General features: G+C 69.7%; 17 protein-coding genes. 10 read left to right on the top strand and 7 right to left on the bottom strand.

Annotated features, from left to right (window positions below; genetic code table 11):
* Nucleotides 1–701: 701 nt before the first annotated feature.
* Nucleotides 702–1073, bottom strand: a complete 372-nt coding sequence (locus ACFXOO_RS03545; RefSeq protein ID WP_378838096.1) for a VOC family protein — start codon at nt 1071–1073, stop codon at nt 702–704.
* A 106-nt stretch (nt 1074–1179) separates the two neighbouring features.
* On the opposite strand from ACFXOO_RS03545, the gene ACFXOO_RS03550 reads away from it, so the two are divergent.
* The 3 genes from ACFXOO_RS03550 to ACFXOO_RS03560 are packed head-to-tail and all read left to right on the top strand — an operon-like array spanning nt 1180 to nt 2944.
* Nucleotides 1180–1605 (top strand): MarR family winged helix-turn-helix transcriptional regulator, encoded by a 426-nt coding sequence (locus ACFXOO_RS03550; protein WP_378838099.1) that lies wholly within the window; start codon nt 1180–1182, stop codon nt 1603–1605.
* Between the two features lie 20 nt (nt 1606–1625).
* Nucleotides 1626–2090 carry a DUF3817 domain-containing protein gene (locus ACFXOO_RS03555; protein WP_378838102.1) on the top strand — a complete coding sequence of 155 codons (465 nt, stop codon included), beginning with the start codon at nt 1626–1628 and terminating at the stop codon, nt 2088–2090.
* Nucleotides 2091–2119: 29 nt separating this feature from the next.
* Nucleotides 2120–2944: a hypothetical protein gene (locus tag ACFXOO_RS03560; RefSeq protein WP_394562796.1), complete on the top strand. Its 825-nt coding sequence runs from the start codon at nt 2120–2122 to the stop codon at nt 2942–2944.
* Here the strand turns inward: ACFXOO_RS03560 and ACFXOO_RS03565 are convergent.
* Genes ACFXOO_RS03565 through ACFXOO_RS03580 form a run of 4 tightly spaced genes read right to left on the bottom strand, consistent with a single transcriptional unit; the run spans nt 2934 to nt 5340 of the window.
* Entirely contained in the window at nt 2934–3704 is a 771-nt protein-coding gene (locus tag ACFXOO_RS03565; RefSeq protein ID WP_378838106.1) for an EI24 domain-containing protein, read from the bottom strand. The two genes, ACFXOO_RS03560 and ACFXOO_RS03565, sit on opposite strands and share 11 nt — an antisense overlap.
* A 42-nt stretch (nt 3705–3746) precedes the next feature.
* Nucleotides 3747–4010 carry a DUF6510 family protein gene (locus tag ACFXOO_RS03570; RefSeq protein ID WP_378838108.1) on the bottom strand — a complete coding sequence of 88 codons (264 nt, stop codon included), beginning with the start codon at nt 4008–4010 and terminating at the stop codon, nt 3747–3749.
* A complete protein-coding gene (locus tag ACFXOO_RS03575; RefSeq protein ID WP_394562797.1) occupies nt 4010–4753 on the bottom strand; it encodes an FAD-binding oxidoreductase in 744 nt (247 codons plus the stop codon). The genes ACFXOO_RS03570 and ACFXOO_RS03575 overlap by 1 nt, the downstream gene beginning before the upstream one ends.
* Nucleotides 4750–5340 carry a molybdopterin-dependent oxidoreductase gene (locus tag ACFXOO_RS03580; RefSeq protein WP_378851482.1) on the bottom strand — a complete coding sequence of 197 codons (591 nt, stop codon included), beginning with the start codon at nt 5338–5340 and terminating at the stop codon, nt 4750–4752. The genes ACFXOO_RS03575 and ACFXOO_RS03580 overlap by 4 nt, the downstream gene beginning before the upstream one ends.
* 200 nt (nt 5341–5540) lie before the next feature.
* On the opposite strand from ACFXOO_RS03580, the gene ACFXOO_RS03585 reads away from it, so the two are divergent.
* The 5 genes from ACFXOO_RS03585 to ACFXOO_RS03605 all read left to right on the top strand — a co-directional run bounded on the left by ACFXOO_RS03585 (nt 5541) and on the right by ACFXOO_RS03605 (nt 11361).
* Nucleotides 5541–8099: an ATP-dependent Clp protease ATP-binding subunit gene (locus ACFXOO_RS03585; protein WP_394562798.1), complete on the top strand. Its 2559-nt coding sequence runs from the start codon at nt 5541–5543 to the stop codon at nt 8097–8099.
* 116 nt (nt 8100–8215) lie between these two features.
* Nucleotides 8216–9040, top strand: a complete 825-nt coding sequence (locus ACFXOO_RS03590) for an LLM class flavin-dependent oxidoreductase (protein ID WP_394562799.1) — start codon at nt 8216–8218, stop codon at nt 9038–9040.
* An 85-nt stretch (nt 9041–9125) separates the two neighbouring features.
* Nucleotides 9126–9467, top strand: coding sequence for a hypothetical protein (locus tag ACFXOO_RS03595; protein ID WP_378838635.1), 342 nt, complete (start codon nt 9126–9128; stop codon nt 9465–9467).
* The gene (locus tag ACFXOO_RS03600; protein ID WP_394562800.1) at nt 9464–10354 is read left to right on the top strand and encodes an LLM class flavin-dependent oxidoreductase; all 891 of its coding nucleotides are present in this window, start codon (nt 9464–9466) and stop codon (nt 10352–10354) included. The genes ACFXOO_RS03595 and ACFXOO_RS03600 overlap by 4 nt, the downstream gene beginning before the upstream one ends.
* On the top strand, nt 10351–11361 hold the full coding sequence (locus ACFXOO_RS03605) for an epimerase (RefSeq protein ID WP_394562801.1): 1011 nt from the start codon (nt 10351–10353) through the stop codon (nt 11359–11361). Before ACFXOO_RS03600 ends, ACFXOO_RS03605 begins: the two co-directional genes overlap by 4 nt.
* A 49-nt stretch (nt 11362–11410) precedes the next feature.
* Here the strand turns inward: ACFXOO_RS03605 and ACFXOO_RS03610 are convergent, their stop codons facing one another.
* Nucleotides 11411–11824: a DUF6157 family protein gene (locus tag ACFXOO_RS03610; protein ID WP_394562802.1), complete on the bottom strand. Its 414-nt coding sequence runs from the start codon at nt 11822–11824 to the stop codon at nt 11411–11413.
* 67 nt (nt 11825–11891) lie between these two features.
* Between ACFXOO_RS03610 and ACFXOO_RS03615 the strand changes: the two genes are divergently transcribed.
* A complete protein-coding gene (locus tag ACFXOO_RS03615) occupies nt 11892–13415 on the top strand; it encodes an ATP-dependent DNA ligase (RefSeq protein ID WP_394562803.1) in 1524 nt (507 codons plus the stop codon).
* Between the two features lie 50 nt (nt 13416–13465).
* Here the strand turns inward: ACFXOO_RS03615 and ACFXOO_RS03620 are convergent, their stop codons facing one another.
* Nucleotides 13466–14632 (bottom strand): class I SAM-dependent methyltransferase, encoded by a 1167-nt coding sequence (locus ACFXOO_RS03620; RefSeq protein ID WP_394562804.1) that lies wholly within the window; start codon nt 14630–14632, stop codon nt 13466–13468.
* An 89-nt stretch (nt 14633–14721) separates the two neighbouring features.
* On the opposite strand from ACFXOO_RS03620, the gene ACFXOO_RS03625 reads away from it, so the two are divergent.
* Nucleotides 14722–15114 (top strand): hypothetical protein, encoded by a 393-nt coding sequence (locus ACFXOO_RS03625; protein ID WP_394562805.1) that lies wholly within the window; start codon nt 14722–14724, stop codon nt 15112–15114.
* Nucleotides 15115–15121 lie beyond the last annotated feature (7 nt).

Consider the following 15121-nt stretch of genomic DNA (forward strand, 5'->3'; position numbering starts at 1 on the left):
GCGCTCTTCCTCCGCCGCGGCGCCTCGGGTGCCGCCGTCGTCGAGGTTCGGCTGCCGACGTCGTCAAGAAGAGGCGGCCGCCGAGTTCGCCGCGTCGCGCATCAGACCGCAACGACGAACGGCGCCTCCGGAGCAGAAATGCTCGGAAGACGCCGTTCGTGCTGTGCACTGTGAAGACCGACCCGACTCAGATGTCGGGACGACGACTTTTGCTGTGTCTGTGCCGCAGACGCGCGCGTCGGTTGGACAACGCGCATCGCCCAACTTAAGATCAACGTGGGTGCTCTGCTTCTCGATCTGATCGATCGGTCTCCCCCAGTGACCGAGCCAATCGACCCATCCCCAGTGGGTCTCGGTGTTGCAGTGTTCCTCGGTCCCCTTCACGCCTGGCCCGCACGGCATTGTGGCGTGGAGGGGATCGCTTCACGCAAGTCTCTCGATTTCCCCAGAAATCGGATGCCCCGTGATGCGCCCACTCGGAGAGCTCCCCAGCTTTTCCCCAGTTCCCCAGTACCCCGGGTGGACTGAGAAAACGATAACACCCTGTCGGCCGTTTGGGGGACAAGAAAGGGTGATTTCGGGTGTACTGAGCCAATCCTGAGGATAAGGTTTTTACCCCCCGCAGACGCCGGGAATCGGTGACTTTCTTACCCGCGCCGGCCTCCGCTGCCGATGACGGCGGTCGCCTTCTCCGTTGCCTGTCAGGTGCGCGGTGGAAGCTGCTGCAGGGTCCAGGTGTTTCCGTCGGGATCGTCGAAGGTCACGAACCGGCCCCATCCTTGATCGTCGACACCACTCGCCACCACGCCCGCCGCCCGCAGCTGCGCGAGGGCTCCGTCGGCATCGGGCACGACCACCTGGATCGTGTTCTGGCGACCGGGTTCGAGGTCTATCCCCAAGCCGACGCCGAAGGCGATCGAGCACGCCGAACCCGGGGGAGTCAGCTGCACGAACCGCAGGTCGTCGCCGACGGTCTGGTCGTGGTCGACGTGGAAGCCGATCTTCACGTAGAAGTCCTTCGCCCGGTCGACGTCCGTCACCGGCACGAATATCAACTCGATCTTCCAGTCCATGGCGTGCTGCTCCTCTGCGGATCGTCCGATGGTTCCTGCCTGCACTCTACGAGGCGCCTCCGACGTAGCATGGGGGATCGGATCGCGGGTACGCAGGGAGTAATCGATGGCGACGGCACGACCTCCTTTCAGTCCCGTGATCGCGCTCCTGACGGTGTCGGCCGTGTGGGACGCGCAGCTCAACGCCCACCTCCGCGAGGTCGGACTCACCACCCGCAAATACGGCCTGCTCGCCCACATCGAGGCGACGCCGGGGATCTCGTTCAGCGAGCTCGCTCGCCGCTCTCAGATCACGGTCCAGACCGCGCACACGGCGGTGAAGTCGCTCGCCGAGAACGAATTCGTGACGGATGCCACGGCCCATGCGGGCGCGGCATCCGATCTTCGTGTCACGGCACTCGGCGAACGCGCCCTGCGGAGCGCCGACCGCCTGCTGGCAGACCTGGACGGGGCCTTCGCCACCGGTGCGCCGACGCTGACGAGCGCGCTCGAAGGCCTGCACGAAGAACCTCCGCAGCCGACATCGATCTAACCTTCAGATATACTGAAGGCATGTTCCGGACGCCCCTCGCCCTCTTCCGCACCGCCGCCGTCGCCGAGGCGGTCTCGTGGACCCTCCTCATCACGGGGTTGATCCTGCGCGCCACGATCGACCTGCCCATCGCCGTCACGATCGGCGGCGGCATCCACGGGTTCGTGTTCCTCGCGTACGGAGCGACGGCCGTGCTCGTGGCGAAGAACCAGCGTTGGGGCGCGTGGCCGACGATCGTCGCGATCGCGAGCGCGGTGATCCCGTACGCCACCATTCCGACCGAATTATGGCTGCACCGCACCCGGCGGCTGAGCGGTGCCTGGCGTCGGGAGCAGACCGCGGATCCACGGGATGCCGCATGGCACGATCGCGCGATGCGCGCTCTTCTGCGCAGGCCCTGGTCGCTGGCCGTCATCCTGGTCGTCGCGATCATCGCCATCTTCGTCATCCTTCTTGTGGCGGGCCCGCCGGGCGGTCGCGACTGACCGTCGTGCCGGGCGGGCATGATGGGGGCGTGGCCACATCTTCCACCGCGACGCAGCGGACCTATCGCTACCTGCGCCTGTCGATCGTCGGAGCCGTGCTCGCGCTTTTCGTCTCCCTCATCGTCGTGGCCTCGCAGGTCGGGGCCTTGCCGCCGTCGATCAGCGCGATGCTCTACACGCCCGGGAGAACGGTCTTCGTCGGGGTTCTCTTCGCGGTCGCCGTCGCGTTCCTCGCGCTGTCCGGACACAGCGTCGCGCAGGCGCTGATCGACATCGCCGCCGTCTTCGCCGTGCTCATCGTCATCATCCCGACACCGGTCGCCTCGGGTGAGGTCCCGGACGTCGAGGTCGTCTGCCCGGAAGGGGCGATCCGGTGCGTCCCCGAGAGCGAGTGGGCGAACATCGCCAACGGCATGCTGACCTTCGCCGGCTTCGGGCTGATCGCGGTCGCCGGCGTGCTCGCCCTGGCGGCTCTCCAGCAGACCCTCAGCGCAGGGGTGTGGGTCACCGCCGCCGCCGCATCCCTCGTGATCCTCGGTGCGACAGGATGGTGGGCGCTCGCGCGGACGTCGTTCCTCGACGTCGGCCACTTCGTCGTCACGACGTGCTTCTTCGCTCTGATCGCCGTCGTCTCCGGGCTGGCCGCACGAGGCGCCGGCCGCGGCTACCGGTTCGGTTATGCAGCGATCGCGATCGGCATCGCGATCGACCTGACGGTGCTGCTGATCGCCGCCGTGACCCGCGCACCGGTCGTCCTCGCGGGGGAAGTCACCGGTCTGCTGCTCTTCGCCGCGTTCTGGATCCTGCAGACCGCGGAGAACTGGACGGACAGCGATCCCGCGATCACTCGGTGAGCGAGGCCGCCGTCGAGCCGACATCGCCTGCGACCAGCTCGCGTGCCAACAGGGTCGATCCGGCGACCGCCGCAGGCATGGTCACCACGGCTCCGAGTGGCACCAGGAAACAGAGCTGGGTGGCCACGCCGAAGCCGAGCGTCGCGCCCCGGTGACGGCGCAGGAGGCGCTTGCGGGCGGCGGGGGAGAGGCCGCGGGCCATCAGCGCGCGCGAAGCGAGCTCGTCGGCGAGCAGCCATCCTGTCAGGCTGACACCCAGCACCGCGCCGATCACGGACCCCACGATCGGTACGAGACCCGCGAGGCCGGCGACGATCGCGACGCCGAGGCCGCGCACGAAGAAGGCGAGGGCATCCACGGTCGATCGGAGGAACCCGTAATCGGCTTCGGGAACCTCGCCACCCTCTCGGCGTTCCACGGCGCGCCAAATGCGGTCGTAGAAGGGCTCCCCGACGATGAGCGTGAGCGTCGTGAATGTGACCGCCGCGAGCACGAGGGCCGATCCGAGAACAGCGGTACCCACCGCCGCGCGGATGAGGGTCGCCCAGATGCCCGGCCAGCCGTCGGCGAACGGCGTCAGCGCGTCCGCCAGGTCGGGGAGCACGAGGGCGAGGCCGACGAGCGCAGCGCTCAGTACCAGACCGACGATCGCGGCGGGGACGAGACCGAGTGCCATCACACCGGGGCGCTTGCGCCACCATCCGAAGCCCGCGATGAGCAACCGCACACCGTGGAAGAACGACCCGAAGAACCCCTGCACCTCACCAGCGTACGAGCACGACCTCGCCGAGCACGACCTCGCTCAGTGCGACGCCGGAATCTCGACGGCGGCGACACCCGGCATCCCGAACCATCGCCGTCCATCCTGCGATTCGACGACCGTCACCAGCACGGCATCGCACGTCGCGCACCGAGCCACGACGCCCATCGGCGAGACGTAGACAAGACATGTTGCGACCACGGCTGTGGTGCCGCAGTGGGCGCACCGCGCGGAGCGGTCGGTGAGGTCGGCTCCGAGCGCGTCGACGAGGGTCCCGGCGAGGGCATTGCCGTCGAGGTGGGTCATCACGTTCCTCCGAACCGCTCTGTGCGTACCCGACCCGGGTGGTGCCCCGCCGCGACGAGCCACTCGGCCACCGTCTCGACGAACGACGTGGGACCGCAGACGTAGACGAGCGGGTCGGATGCCGCGTCCCACGTGAGAGCCGTGAGCTGCTCACGGGTGACGCGGCCGGGGGCGGAGTGATACTCCTGCGGTGCGCGCCGGGTGTAGATGAAGTCGAGCTGGAGCGGATGCGCGGTGGTCGTGAACGACTGCAGTTCGCTCCGGAAGAAGACGTCTGCCGGCGTGCGGACCGAGTACAGCATTCGCAGGCGCGTCTGATCGCCTGAGGCGGCGTGAGCGGAGGCGATCGCGTACAGCGGGACGACCCCCGATCCTCCGGCGATGAGCTGCACGGGCGGCGCCGCCGGGGCGGCGGGGGGCGTCCAGATGAAGAAGGCGCCGAGCGGGCCGTGCACCTCGACGGGGTCGCCGACCTGCAGGTCGTGCACGAGGAAGGGCGACACCTCGCCGGTCGGCACTTCGTCGACGGCCAGGGTGATCCGCGTCCCCTCACCGGACGACGCCAGCGAGTACGAGCGCGTCGCCTGGTAGCCGTCCGGGGCGGTCAGGTGGACGTCGACGTGAGCGCCCGCGTCGTTCCCCGGCCACGTGGGGACGTCGAAGACGAGCCGTCGTGCGTGCGAGGTCTCCGCGGTTGCCGCGACCAGCGTCGCGACGTGCCACGCGGCAGGGCGGCGGATCACCAATAGCGCTCCTCGCGCCAGGGGTCGCCGTGCAGGTGGTAGCCGTTCTGCTCCCAGAAGCCGGGATCGTCGGTCGGCATCGTGACGAGCCCCTTGACCCACTTCGCGCTCTTCCAGAAGTACAGATGCGGCACGAGCAGGCGCGCGGGGCCGCCGTGCTCGGGGTCGAGCGGTTCGCCGTCCGCCTCGAACGCGATCCACGACTTCCCGTCCAGGAGGTCTTCGAGGGGCACGTTCGTCGTGTAGCCGCCGTAGGAGTGCGCCATGACGAACTCGTGGGCGGTCTCGACCTCCGCGAAGATGGCGTCCAGGGGCACTCCGCGCCATGGCATCTGCAGCTTCGTCCAGTGCGTCACGCAGTGGATGTCGGTGGTGATGTCCTCCAGGCCGAGAGCGCGCAGCTCGTCCCACGACCACGTGTTCGTGCCGTTCTCGGTCTGGACGGAGAAGGACCAGTCGGCGGGGGTGACGCGCGGCGTGGGCCCCGCGGAGAGCACCGGCCAGTCCTCGGTCAGCGTCTGTCCGGGAGGAAGGCGGGGGTCGCGATCGCGTGAGCGGCCGGAGAAGCCTCGGGTGATGAACGACATGGTGTCTCCTCGCGTGCGATGGTCACTCGTGTGGTTTCAGAGTAGCCACATCCGTCGTCCGCGAAGAGGGGGTTTCCGGGTCTTCTCGACGCATGTCGTGCCCCCCGGGAATACCGCAGACCGCATTCCGTTGAACTTGATACGTCTTAGCTCAAGTTCCGATTTTCGGCGGTGCTTGATTCATATCCACAGGAGAAAACATGCCTGACGACTTCACTTCCTCCGGCGCCGACGGTGACGCGACGCCCTTCGACGATTTCCTCGCCCGCTACCTCGACGGCGAGCGCGCCCGCGCCGCACGTTCCATCGACCTCAGCCGCTTCCTCAGTGCCCGCACGCAGGGCATCCTCCAGACCGCCGGGCAGTTCGCCTTGGAGCGCGGTCAGCACGAGCTCGACGCCCTGCACGTCCTGCGCGTGATCGTGAACGAGGACCCGGCCAATCTGGCGGTGCGACGCCTCGGCGTCGATCCTCAGGCGATCGCCCGTGCCGCCGAGCAGCGGCTTCCGGCCGCGTCGGGCGCGGCATCCGTCGACGGCGCCGTCATCGCGCCGTCCGTGCAGCGTGCGCTGTTCCACGCGTACCAGGTGGCCCGCGCCTCGGGCTCGACGTATGTCGACCCGGAGCACCTCTTCTTCGCGCTGGTCATCGGCCAGGATGCTCCCGCCGGTCAGGTGCTCGCGCAGGCCGGTGTGACCGCCGAAGCCCTCACGCAGGGAATGCGTGAGACCGTCTCGCCCGAGGGCATGCCCTCGGCGCCCCCGTCGAACGACACCGAGCCCTCGGAGACGCCGATGCTCGACACGTACGGCACCGACCTCACCGCCCAGGCGCGCGAAGGCGCTCTCGATCCGGTGATCGGTCGGAGCGATGAGATCGAGCAGACCATCGAGATCCTGAGTCGGCGTACGAAGAACAACCCTGTTCTCATCGGCGAGGCCGGCGTCGGCAAGACCGCCATCGTGGAGGGACTCGCCCGCGCGATCGTGGCAGGAGCCGTGCCGGAGCAGCTGCGCGACAAGCGGGTCATCAGCCTGGACCTTCCGGCCATGCTCGCCGGAACGCGCTACCGCGGCGATTTCGAGGAGCGTCTCACGCAGACGATGGATGAGATCGCAGCCCGCAAGGGCGAGGTGATCGTGTTCCTCGACGAGGTGCACACCGTCGTGGGTGCCGGCGGGGCCGGCGACGGCGGCATGGACGCCGGCAACATCCTCAAGCCTCGCCTGGCGCGCGGTGACCTCCACCTCGTCGGCGCCACGACACTCGCCGAGTACCGCCGCATCGAGAAGGACCCCGCGCTGGAGCGCCGGTTCCAGCCGGTGCGCGTCGGAGAGCCTTCCGTGAGCGATGCGGTGCTGATCCTTCAGGGTCTGCGCGGCGCGTACGAGGAGCACCACCGCGTGACGTACACGGATGACGCTCTGCGCGCCGCCGTCGAGCTGTCCGACCGCTACGTGAGTGACCGCGTGCTGCCCGACAAGGCGATCGACCTGATCGACCAGGCCGGCGCGCGGCTGCGGCTGCGGTTGGGCGTGCCCGTGGACATCTCGGGAATGATCGAGAAGCTCGCGGTGCTCGAGGCCGACAAGAACGCCGCGGTCTCGGCGGAGCACTACGAAGAGGCTTCGCGCATCCGCGACGACATCACGCAGCTGCAGGCTTCGATCGAGTCTGCGACGGCCAACGGCGCAGGTCATGACGGAGCGACCGTGGTCGACGAGACGCAGATCGCCGCCGTCATCAGCCGAGCCACCGGCATTCCGGTCTCGCGTCTGACCGAGACCGAGCGCGAGCGGCTCGCCCTCCTCGAGGAGGAGCTGCACGGACGGGTGATCGGGCAGGATGCCGCGGTCACCGCGGTCGCGAAGGCCGTGCGTCGCAACCGCACGGGCATGGGCGACGCGCGTCGACCGGTCGGGTCGTTCCTGTTCCTGGGTCCCACGGGCGTGGGCAAGACCGAGCTGGCCAAGTCGCTTTCGCACGCTCTGTTCGACAGCGCGGACGCCGTGATCCGGTTCGACATGAGCGAGTTCGGCGAGCGGCACACGGTCGCGCGCCTCGTCGGTGCCCCTCCGGGATACGTCGGCTACGACGAGGCGGGGCAGCTCACCGAGAAGGTGCGCCGGAACCCGTACGCCGTGATCTTGTTCGACGAGATCGAGAAGGCTCACCCCGACGTGTTCAACCTTCTGCTGCAGGTGCTCGACGACGGCCGTCTCACCGACGGTCAAGGACGTACGGTCGACTTCCGGAACACCGTCATCGTCATGACCTCGAACATCGGCAGCGAGTTCCTGGCGTCGCGTTCCGGAGCGATCGGCTTCATCGCCGATGGTGGCGGCGAGTCCGGATTCGGGTCGGACAAGGACTTGCGCGATCGGGTCATGGGCAAGCTGCGCGAGGCGATGCGACCGGAGTTCCTCAATCGCATCGACGAGATCGTGCTCTTCCGCAAGCTGGATCGCGCGCAGCTCGGCGAGATCGTGAGTCTCATGCTCGCCACCACTGCCGAGCGGCTGGCCGGCCGTGACGTCACGCTCGACGTGACGGACGACGCCGTCGCCTGGCTCGCCGAGCACGGGTACGAGCCCGAGTACGGCGCCCGTCCGCTCCGCCGGCTGATCCAGCGCGAGGTCGACGACCGCGTGGCCGACCTGTTCGTGACGGGCTCGCTCGTCGACGGGGGAGCGGTGACGGTGGATGCCGCGGCCGGCGCCCTCGTCGTCGACGCAGCGCGGATCGCCCTGGCCGCCTGACCGGACCGCTCCGCGGTCGACCGCACCTGATCGGCGAGACGCCCCGCATCGCGGGGTGTCTCGCCGATCGTCGTATCAGCGCCCTGCAGGTCGGACGAATGGGGCATGCTCGGGATATGACACGCGCACACCTCTCACTGGGAGTGGCCGGGTCGCTCGGCCCGGAGACGATCGCAGCGATCGCGGCGAAGGCCGAGGCATCCGGCTACCACGCCCTGTGGGTCAACGACACGCCGACCGGGGATTCGCTGGCCGCGCTCGGTGCAGCCGCGCAGGTGACCGACACGCTCGTCCTCGCGACGGGGGTGCTCCCGGTCGACCGGCGGTCCGCCGGGGAGATCGTCCGCGCCGTCCGAGCGCACGCACTTCCGCAGGAGAGGCTCGTACTCGGCATCGGTGCCGGGCAGCGCAGAGCCGGGGGCCTGGCGCTCGTCGGCGACGCCGTGCGCATGCTCCATGGCGAGACCTCCGCGCGGGTTCTCGTGGGGGCGCTGGGACCCAGGATGCGGCTGCTCGCCGCGGAACAGGCGGATGGCGCTCTGCTCAGCTGGCTCAGTCCGGACGAAGCTGCGGCGCAGGCCAAGACCCTGCGCGATGACGCGGGGATGGCGGGACGAGTCGACGGCGGGTACGCCGCGCTCTACGTGCGGACCGCCGTCGACGAGGCCGCCATGCGGCGTCGCGACGAGGAGGGCGCGCAGTACGCCGGCTATCCCGCCTACGCGGCCAACTTCGCCCGCCTGGGCCTGACACCCGCGGACACGATGCTTCCGCTTCCGGGCGGCGCGGGGATCGGCTCCGGTCTGGCCGCATTCGCGACGGCCGTCGACGAAGTCGTGTTGCGCGCGATCACCGCGGGAGACGACCTGGAGCACTACCTGTCCTTCGTCGACCGTGCGCGGGGCGCGCTGACGATCAGCGACGCCCGGGTGACAGACTGACACGGTGAACCGCCGACGTCGACGACCCTCTTCCGCCTCCGGCATCGCCCGGCTCGCCACGAGACTCGCGCTCGGTGCTCTGCTCATGATCGCGGGCGTCTCCCACCTGACCTGGGGCAGACGCGGGTACCGCATGGTCGTCCCCGACTGGGCGGTGACGCTTCTGCGACTCGACAAGGACGCGATCGTCGTCGGCTCGGGCGTGGTGGAGGTCATGCTCGGCGGTGCGCTGGTCGCCCTGCCGAGGGAGCGGCGCACGATCGGGGCGCTGGTGGCGGCATTCTTCGTCGCCGTGCTTCCGGGCAACGTCCACCAGTGGCGTACCGGGCGGGACGCCCCGATGCTCGACACGGACCGCAAGAGGTTCGCGCGTCTTTTTCTGCAGATCCCCCTGGTGGCCGGAGCGATATGGAGTACCTCTCGATGAGCGTGACCGTAGGAGCCATCTTCATCCCGGACTTCCCGCCCGAAGACCTGCGGGGCGCGGCGCTCGCGGCGGAGGAGGCGGGCGTCGCAGAGTTGTGGCTGTGGGAGGACTGCTTCCGCGAGTCGGCGTTCGCCGCAGCATCCGCCGTCCTGGCGTGGACGAGCACCCTGCGCGTCGGGATCGGCGTGGCGCCGATGCCGCTGCGCAACGTCGCGCTGACGGCGATGGAGATCGCGACGCTCGAGCGCATATTCCCCGGACGATTGATTCCCGGTGTCGGACACGGTGTGCTCCCGTGGATGGCGCAGGTCGGCGCACGTGTCGCGTCTCCGCTGACGCTCATGCGCGAATACGTGCCGGTGCTCCGGGAGCTCCTGGCCGGCGCCGCCGTCAGCACGACCGGCCGATACGTCACGCTCGACGAGGTGACGCTGGACTGGCCGCCCGCCTCGCCCCCCGTCGTGCTCGCCGCCGGTGAGGGTCCGAAGACCGTGCGCCTCACCGGCGAGGTCGCCGACGGCACCATCCTTCCGGCGGGCAGCACCCCCGAGCGCGTCTCCCGTACTCTCGCGCTCGCTCGCGAGGGGCGGGCGGCGGCGGGCCGCGACGGCGATCACGAACTCGTGGTGTTCGTGATCGCCGCATTCGGCCAGGACGACGCGCGGGCGCGGGTGCGCACGGACCTGCAGCGGTGGGAGACCGAGCCGGATCCGTCGCTCGACGTCGCCGGTTCACCCGCACGGGTCGCGGACGCGGTGCTGCGCTTCGCCCGCGCGGGCGCGACGTCGGTGATCCTGCAGCCGACCGGTGACGAGTCCGATCTCGGCGCCTTCTACAGCGGTGTCGGCGAGGTCAGCCGGCTCGTGGCGGCTGGCGAGGAGGCGTGACGGATCCTGCGGGAGTCGGCACGGTCTCGGCGCCGACCGTCGCGATCGCGGGAGCGAGCGGATTCGTCGGGCACGCGCTCGTTCGAGCCTTCCGCGAGGACGGCTACCGGGTGCGGATCATCGGTCGTCGCGGCCCCGACGCACGGTGGGACGATTCCGGCTCGGTGCACCGTGCCGTCGACGGCGCGCAGGTCGTCGTGAACCTCGCCGGCACGTCTGTCAACCGCCGGTACACCGACGACAACCGCGACGAGATCCTCCGTTCGCGGATCGAGACGACCCGGATGCTGCGCCAGGCGATCACCGACGCCGAGGCGCCTCCTGCGCTCTGGATGAACGCCAGTACGGCGACGATCTACCGCCATGCGATGGACCGTCCGCAGATCGAGAGTACGGGAGCGCTGGGCACCGGGTTCTCGGTCGATGTGGCGCGCAACTGGGAGGACGAGCTGTTCCGCGGCGAGCTGCCCGAGACGCGTCGCGTGGCGCTGCGGATGGCGATCGTGCTCGGACGCGGGCCGGCCACCGACATCCTGTTCCTGCTGGCCAGGTTCGGGCTCGGCGGCACCCAGCACGACGGGTGGTGGCCGCACCACCGCCGGTACCGCGGCATCGGCGCACACCCGACGGACTCCGAGTGTCTCTGGCACCGCTCGCGGGGCCGGCAGCGCTTCAGCTGGATCCACATCGACGATGCCGTCGGAGCCGTGCGCTTCATCCGCGACCATTCGCGGATCGAGGGGCCCGTCAACCTGTCCTCGCCCGCGCCCAGCGACAACCGCGAGCTGATGAAGACGCTCCGCGCTGTGGTGCGGATGCCGTTCGGTGTCCCGTCGTGGCGGTTCGTGCTGGAACCCGCGATGTGGGTGCTGCGGACCGAGCCGGAGCTCGTCCTGAAGAGCCGCTGGGTGCTTCCCGACGTCCTGGTCGGTGCGGGCTTCACGTTCTCGTATCCCTCGCTCGAGCCCGCGCTGCGCGCGATCTGGGCGGAGCGCGGGGCTCGCTGAGGAAGGGGATGTGCGCGATGCGCACGCACACGCCCCTGCGGCCGGGCCGTCAGGAGCGACTCCGCGAGGAGCGCATGGCTCGCACGTGCGCGATCTGACCGTCGGCCGCGAGACGCGCGTAGCCGTCGGATTCTCGCGCGTACAGGGCGATCCGCCCCTGCGCGTCGTGATGCACGCCCCACCCGTAGCGCTTGCCCAGGGGTGAAGACCGCAGGCAGGGCTGACCCTTGGCGAAGAATGCCTCGCGGGCGGCAGGCCGGTCGGACTCGGGCACCCCCGCGCGGCGCGCGTATGTCTCGAAGACGACGTCGTCGGAGGTGAGCGCGTAGGGCGCGGCGCTGACGAGCGCGTAGTGCAGCTTGGCGATCGTGGGATCCGCCCTGGCCGGTGGCTCGACGGCGTTGTCGACCGGGCAGTCGTCGGCGACCTCGATGAACGTGTCGACGTAATTCGTCGTGTGCATGGCGCCACGCTAGCGGCTGCACACGACATCTCGCGCCCGTGTCGGTGGTCGATGGAAGACTTCGACCATGCTGTTGGCAGAGTTGGTCTCCACCGCCCGCGCGGTCGCCGCGACCCCCTCGCGTACCGCGAAGATCGCCGCGCTCGCCGATCTGCTCAGCCGACTCGACGAGCACGAGGTCGCGCCTGCCGTCGGACTGCTCATCGCGCGTCCGCGGCAGGGGCGTGTGGGGGTCGGTTGGCGGGGCATGGGGGGCCTCGACGTCGGCCACGCCACCGAACCGGTTCTGACCGTCGATGACGTCGACCTCTTCCTCGACGAGCTCCTCGCCACCTCGGGCGCGGGCTCCGCCGCCGTCCGCTCCGGGACCCTCCGCGCATTCGCCGATCGAGCGACCGCTGAGGAGTGGGAGTTCACGACCAGGGTGATCCTCGGGGAGCTGCGCACGGGTGCGCTGGAGGGCGTTCTGCTCGACGCCATCGCTGCGGCGGCCGATCGTCCCTCCGCCGATGTGCGGCGGGCCGCGATGCTGTCGGGCGATCTCGGCGAGACCGCGCGGCTCGCGCTCGCCGGAACGGCGGCAGACCTCGACGCGGTGGGTCTCGTCGTCGGCCGACCCGTCATGCCCATGCTCGCCTCGACGGCCGCGACGCCGGCGGACGCGCTCGCCGTGACGGGCGCGGCATCCGTCGAGTACAAGCTCGACGGCGCACGCATCCAGGTGCACCGCGACGGGGCAGACGTGAGCGTCTTCACGCGCACTCTCGCCGAGATCACGTCCCGCGTGCCCGAGATCGTCGAGGCCGTGCGGCAGCTGCCGGTGGAACGCGTCATCCTCGACGGCGAGACGCTGTCGCTCGACGAGGACGGCGGCCCCCGACCGTTCCAGGACACGATGGCCCGCTTCGGCTCGGAGGCGTCGTCGTCGGTGGTCCTCCGGCCGTGGTTCTTCGACATCCTGCACGTGGACGGCCGCGACCTCCTTGACGAGCCGCTGTCTGCGCGCCTCGTCGAACTCGAGCGGGTGGTCGGCCTGCTGCGCATGCCGGGAGTCGTCACCGACGACCCGGAGACGGCGGAGCAGCTCTCGCGTGAGGCGCTGTCGGCGCGTCACGAGGGAGTGATGGTGAAGGCGCTCGACTCGACATACGCTGCAGGGCGTCGGGGAAAGAGCTGGGTCAAGGTCAAGCCCGTGCACACGTTCGACCTCGTCGTGCTCGCGGTGGAGTGGGGCTCGGGTCGTCGCACCGGATTGCTGTCGAACCTGCACCTCGGGGCATTCGATCCGACGGGCGAGTTCGGCGAGCCGGGCGGGCTCGTCATGGTCGGTAAGACCTTCAAGGGACTCACCGACCAGCTGCTGCAGTGGCAGACCGCGCACTTCGAGGCGCAGGCGATACGGCGGACCGCCTCGACCGTCTTCGTGGAACCGTCGACAGTCGTCGAGATCGCCATCGACGGCGTACAGCGTTCGACCCGCTATCCCGGGGGAGTGGCGCTGCGATTCGCCCGGGTCAAGCGGTATCGCGACGACAAGTCCGCGGCCGAGGCCGACACGATCGGAACGCTTCGACGGATGCTCGCTCCCTGACGCGAGCATGGGAGTCCCCGCACGATGGGAGTCCCCGCACGGAAGAGGCGTCAAGCCGCCGGAGCAACGGACGCTGTGTCGGGGCGCTCACGCCTGGTCGACACTGTCACGGTGAACTTGGGGGTGCGGGCCACCTGACGCGTCGGACCGACCAGGCGCTCGAGGGTGGGACGGTGGTTGAGCGCCGAATTCCACACGGTCCACAGCTCGCCTCGGGGCGCCAGCACCCGCGCAGCATCGGCGAACAGTCGCAGGGCGACCCCATCGTGCACGACGGCGCCGATGTGGAACGGTGGGTTCAAGGCGATGCAGTGCGAACTCGCGTCGGGCAGCAGAGCGAGACCGTCGTCCTGCACGACGGTGATGCGATCGGCGACCCCGTTCACCTCCGCGGTCGCCGCGGCGGAGGACACCGCCACGGCCGACTGGTCGCACGCGTACACCCGATGGAAGGGATGATGCAGCGCGAGCCAGGTCGCGACCACTCCCGTTCCGCACGCGAGGTCGACCAGCGAGTGCGGCGCGTCCGGATCCGCGCGGGAGGGAAGCGTTTCGGGAAGGTGCTCCAGGAGCAGCCGCGTCCCGATGTCGATCGACGTGCCGGCGAATGCGCCCCCGAACGCACACACGGTCGGCAAGCCGGGGTGGCGCTCCACGCGCGGCGCCGGGTCCGTGCCGTCGTGCGGGCCGCGTGCGATCAGCACCCGCGACTTCTGTCGAGCGTGCGTCACGTCGACCGTCGTGAAGAACTCCCGCAGCACATCATTCATCGCGACCGTCATGTGCTTGATGCGGCCACCGGCGAACACGATGACATCCGGATCGGCGTGCGCGGCGATCATCCCGGCGACATCGCGGAGCGCGTCGAGCGATCGGGGGAGTCGCAGAAGGACGAGCTTCGCGCCGGTCACGGCCGCGGGGACGTCGGCCTCCGAGGTGAACGAGTTCTCGAGACCCCGCTCGCGTGCGTTCGCCGCCAGAGCGCGCTCACCCGTCAGCGCGTCCTGGTGCACGCGGATGCCGCGCCGTCCGTCGAACGCCGCCGCGAGGGTGAGCGCGCCGTAGGCGTCGCCGATCACGCTCACCTCGCCGTCGCCCGCCGATTCACGCGCGGCGGCCGACTCATCGAGCACCAGGCGGTCCGCAGCATCCGACGCCTCCAGCCCGGGCGCTTCGAAGTCGGGACGGCGGCGCAGAGCGGGGAACGGAAAGGACACCCGTCGACGTTACCCGTTCCTTCGCCGGCGATCTCCGTCGGTCGTGTCGACGGTTCGCCGGATCGGTCGACACGCGGTTGACTGGGTACATGAGAGATATCGCTCGCTGGCTGCTGGCAGCCGCACTCGTCTTCGCCGGTGTCAGCCACCTGTTCTGGGCACGCAGAGAGTTCCAGGCACAGGTGCCCGACTGGACGACGGAAGTCTTCCCGATCGACAAGGACGGCGTGGTGGTGGCCTCGGGGGCTGTCGAGATCATGCTCGGCGCGGGCCTCGCGTTGCTGCCGAAGGAGAAGCGACGGATCGGAGCGATCCTCGCCGGATTCTTCGTCGCGGTGTTCCCCGGCAATGTCGAGCAGTACACCAAGAAGCGGGACGGCTTCGGCCTGGACACCGACGCGAAGCGTCTTGTTCGGCTGCCGTTCCAGGCGGTGCTGATCGCCGTGTCGCTGTGGTCCACCCGCGGGGGCGCGCGACGCTGACCCGCAG

This window comes from Microbacterium sp. P03, from assembly GCF_043556235.1.
In the GTDB taxonomy this organism is placed as follows: Bacteria; Actinomycetota; Actinomycetes; order Actinomycetales; family Microbacteriaceae; genus Microbacterium.

Bases quoted from the DNA above. Each gene is read 5' to 3' on its own strand.
- ACFXOO_RS03570 (WP_378838108.1), bottom strand. From the start codon at position 4,010: ATGACCCACCTCGACGGCAATGCCCTCGCCGGGACCCTCGTCGACGCG.
- ACFXOO_RS03615 (WP_394562803.1), top strand. From the start codon at position 11,892: ATGCTGTTGGCAGAGTTGGTCTCCACCGCCCGCGCGGTCGCCGCGACC.
- ACFXOO_RS03610 (WP_394562802.1), bottom strand. From the start codon at position 11,824: ATGCACACGACGAATTACGTCGACACGTTCATCGAGGTCGCCGACGAC.
- ACFXOO_RS03555 (WP_378838102.1), top strand. From the start codon at position 1,626: ATGTTCCGGACGCCCCTCGCCCTCTTCCGCACCGCCGCCGTCGCCGAG.
- ACFXOO_RS03545 (WP_378838096.1), bottom strand. From the start codon at position 1,073: ATGGACTGGAAGATCGAGTTGATATTCGTGCCGGTGACGGACGTCGAC.
- ACFXOO_RS03600 (WP_394562800.1), top strand. From the start codon at position 9,464: ATGAGCGTGACCGTAGGAGCCATCTTCATCCCGGACTTCCCGCCCGAA.
- ACFXOO_RS03595 (WP_378838635.1), top strand. From the start codon at position 9,126: ATGATCGCGGGCGTCTCCCACCTGACCTGGGGCAGACGCGGGTACCGC.
- ACFXOO_RS03590 (WP_394562799.1), top strand. From the start codon at position 8,216: ATGACACGCGCACACCTCTCACTGGGAGTGGCCGGGTCGCTCGGCCCG.
- ACFXOO_RS03580 (WP_378851482.1), bottom strand. From the start codon at position 5,340: ATGTCGTTCATCACCCGAGGCTTCTCCGGCCGCTCACGCGATCGCGAC.
- ACFXOO_RS03550 (WP_378838099.1), top strand. From the start codon at position 1,180: ATGGCGACGGCACGACCTCCTTTCAGTCCCGTGATCGCGCTCCTGACG.
- ACFXOO_RS03625 (WP_394562805.1), top strand. From the start codon at position 14,722: ATGAGAGATATCGCTCGCTGGCTGCTGGCAGCCGCACTCGTCTTCGCC.
- ACFXOO_RS03585 (WP_394562798.1), top strand. From the start codon at position 5,541: ATGCCTGACGACTTCACTTCCTCCGGCGCCGACGGTGACGCGACGCCC.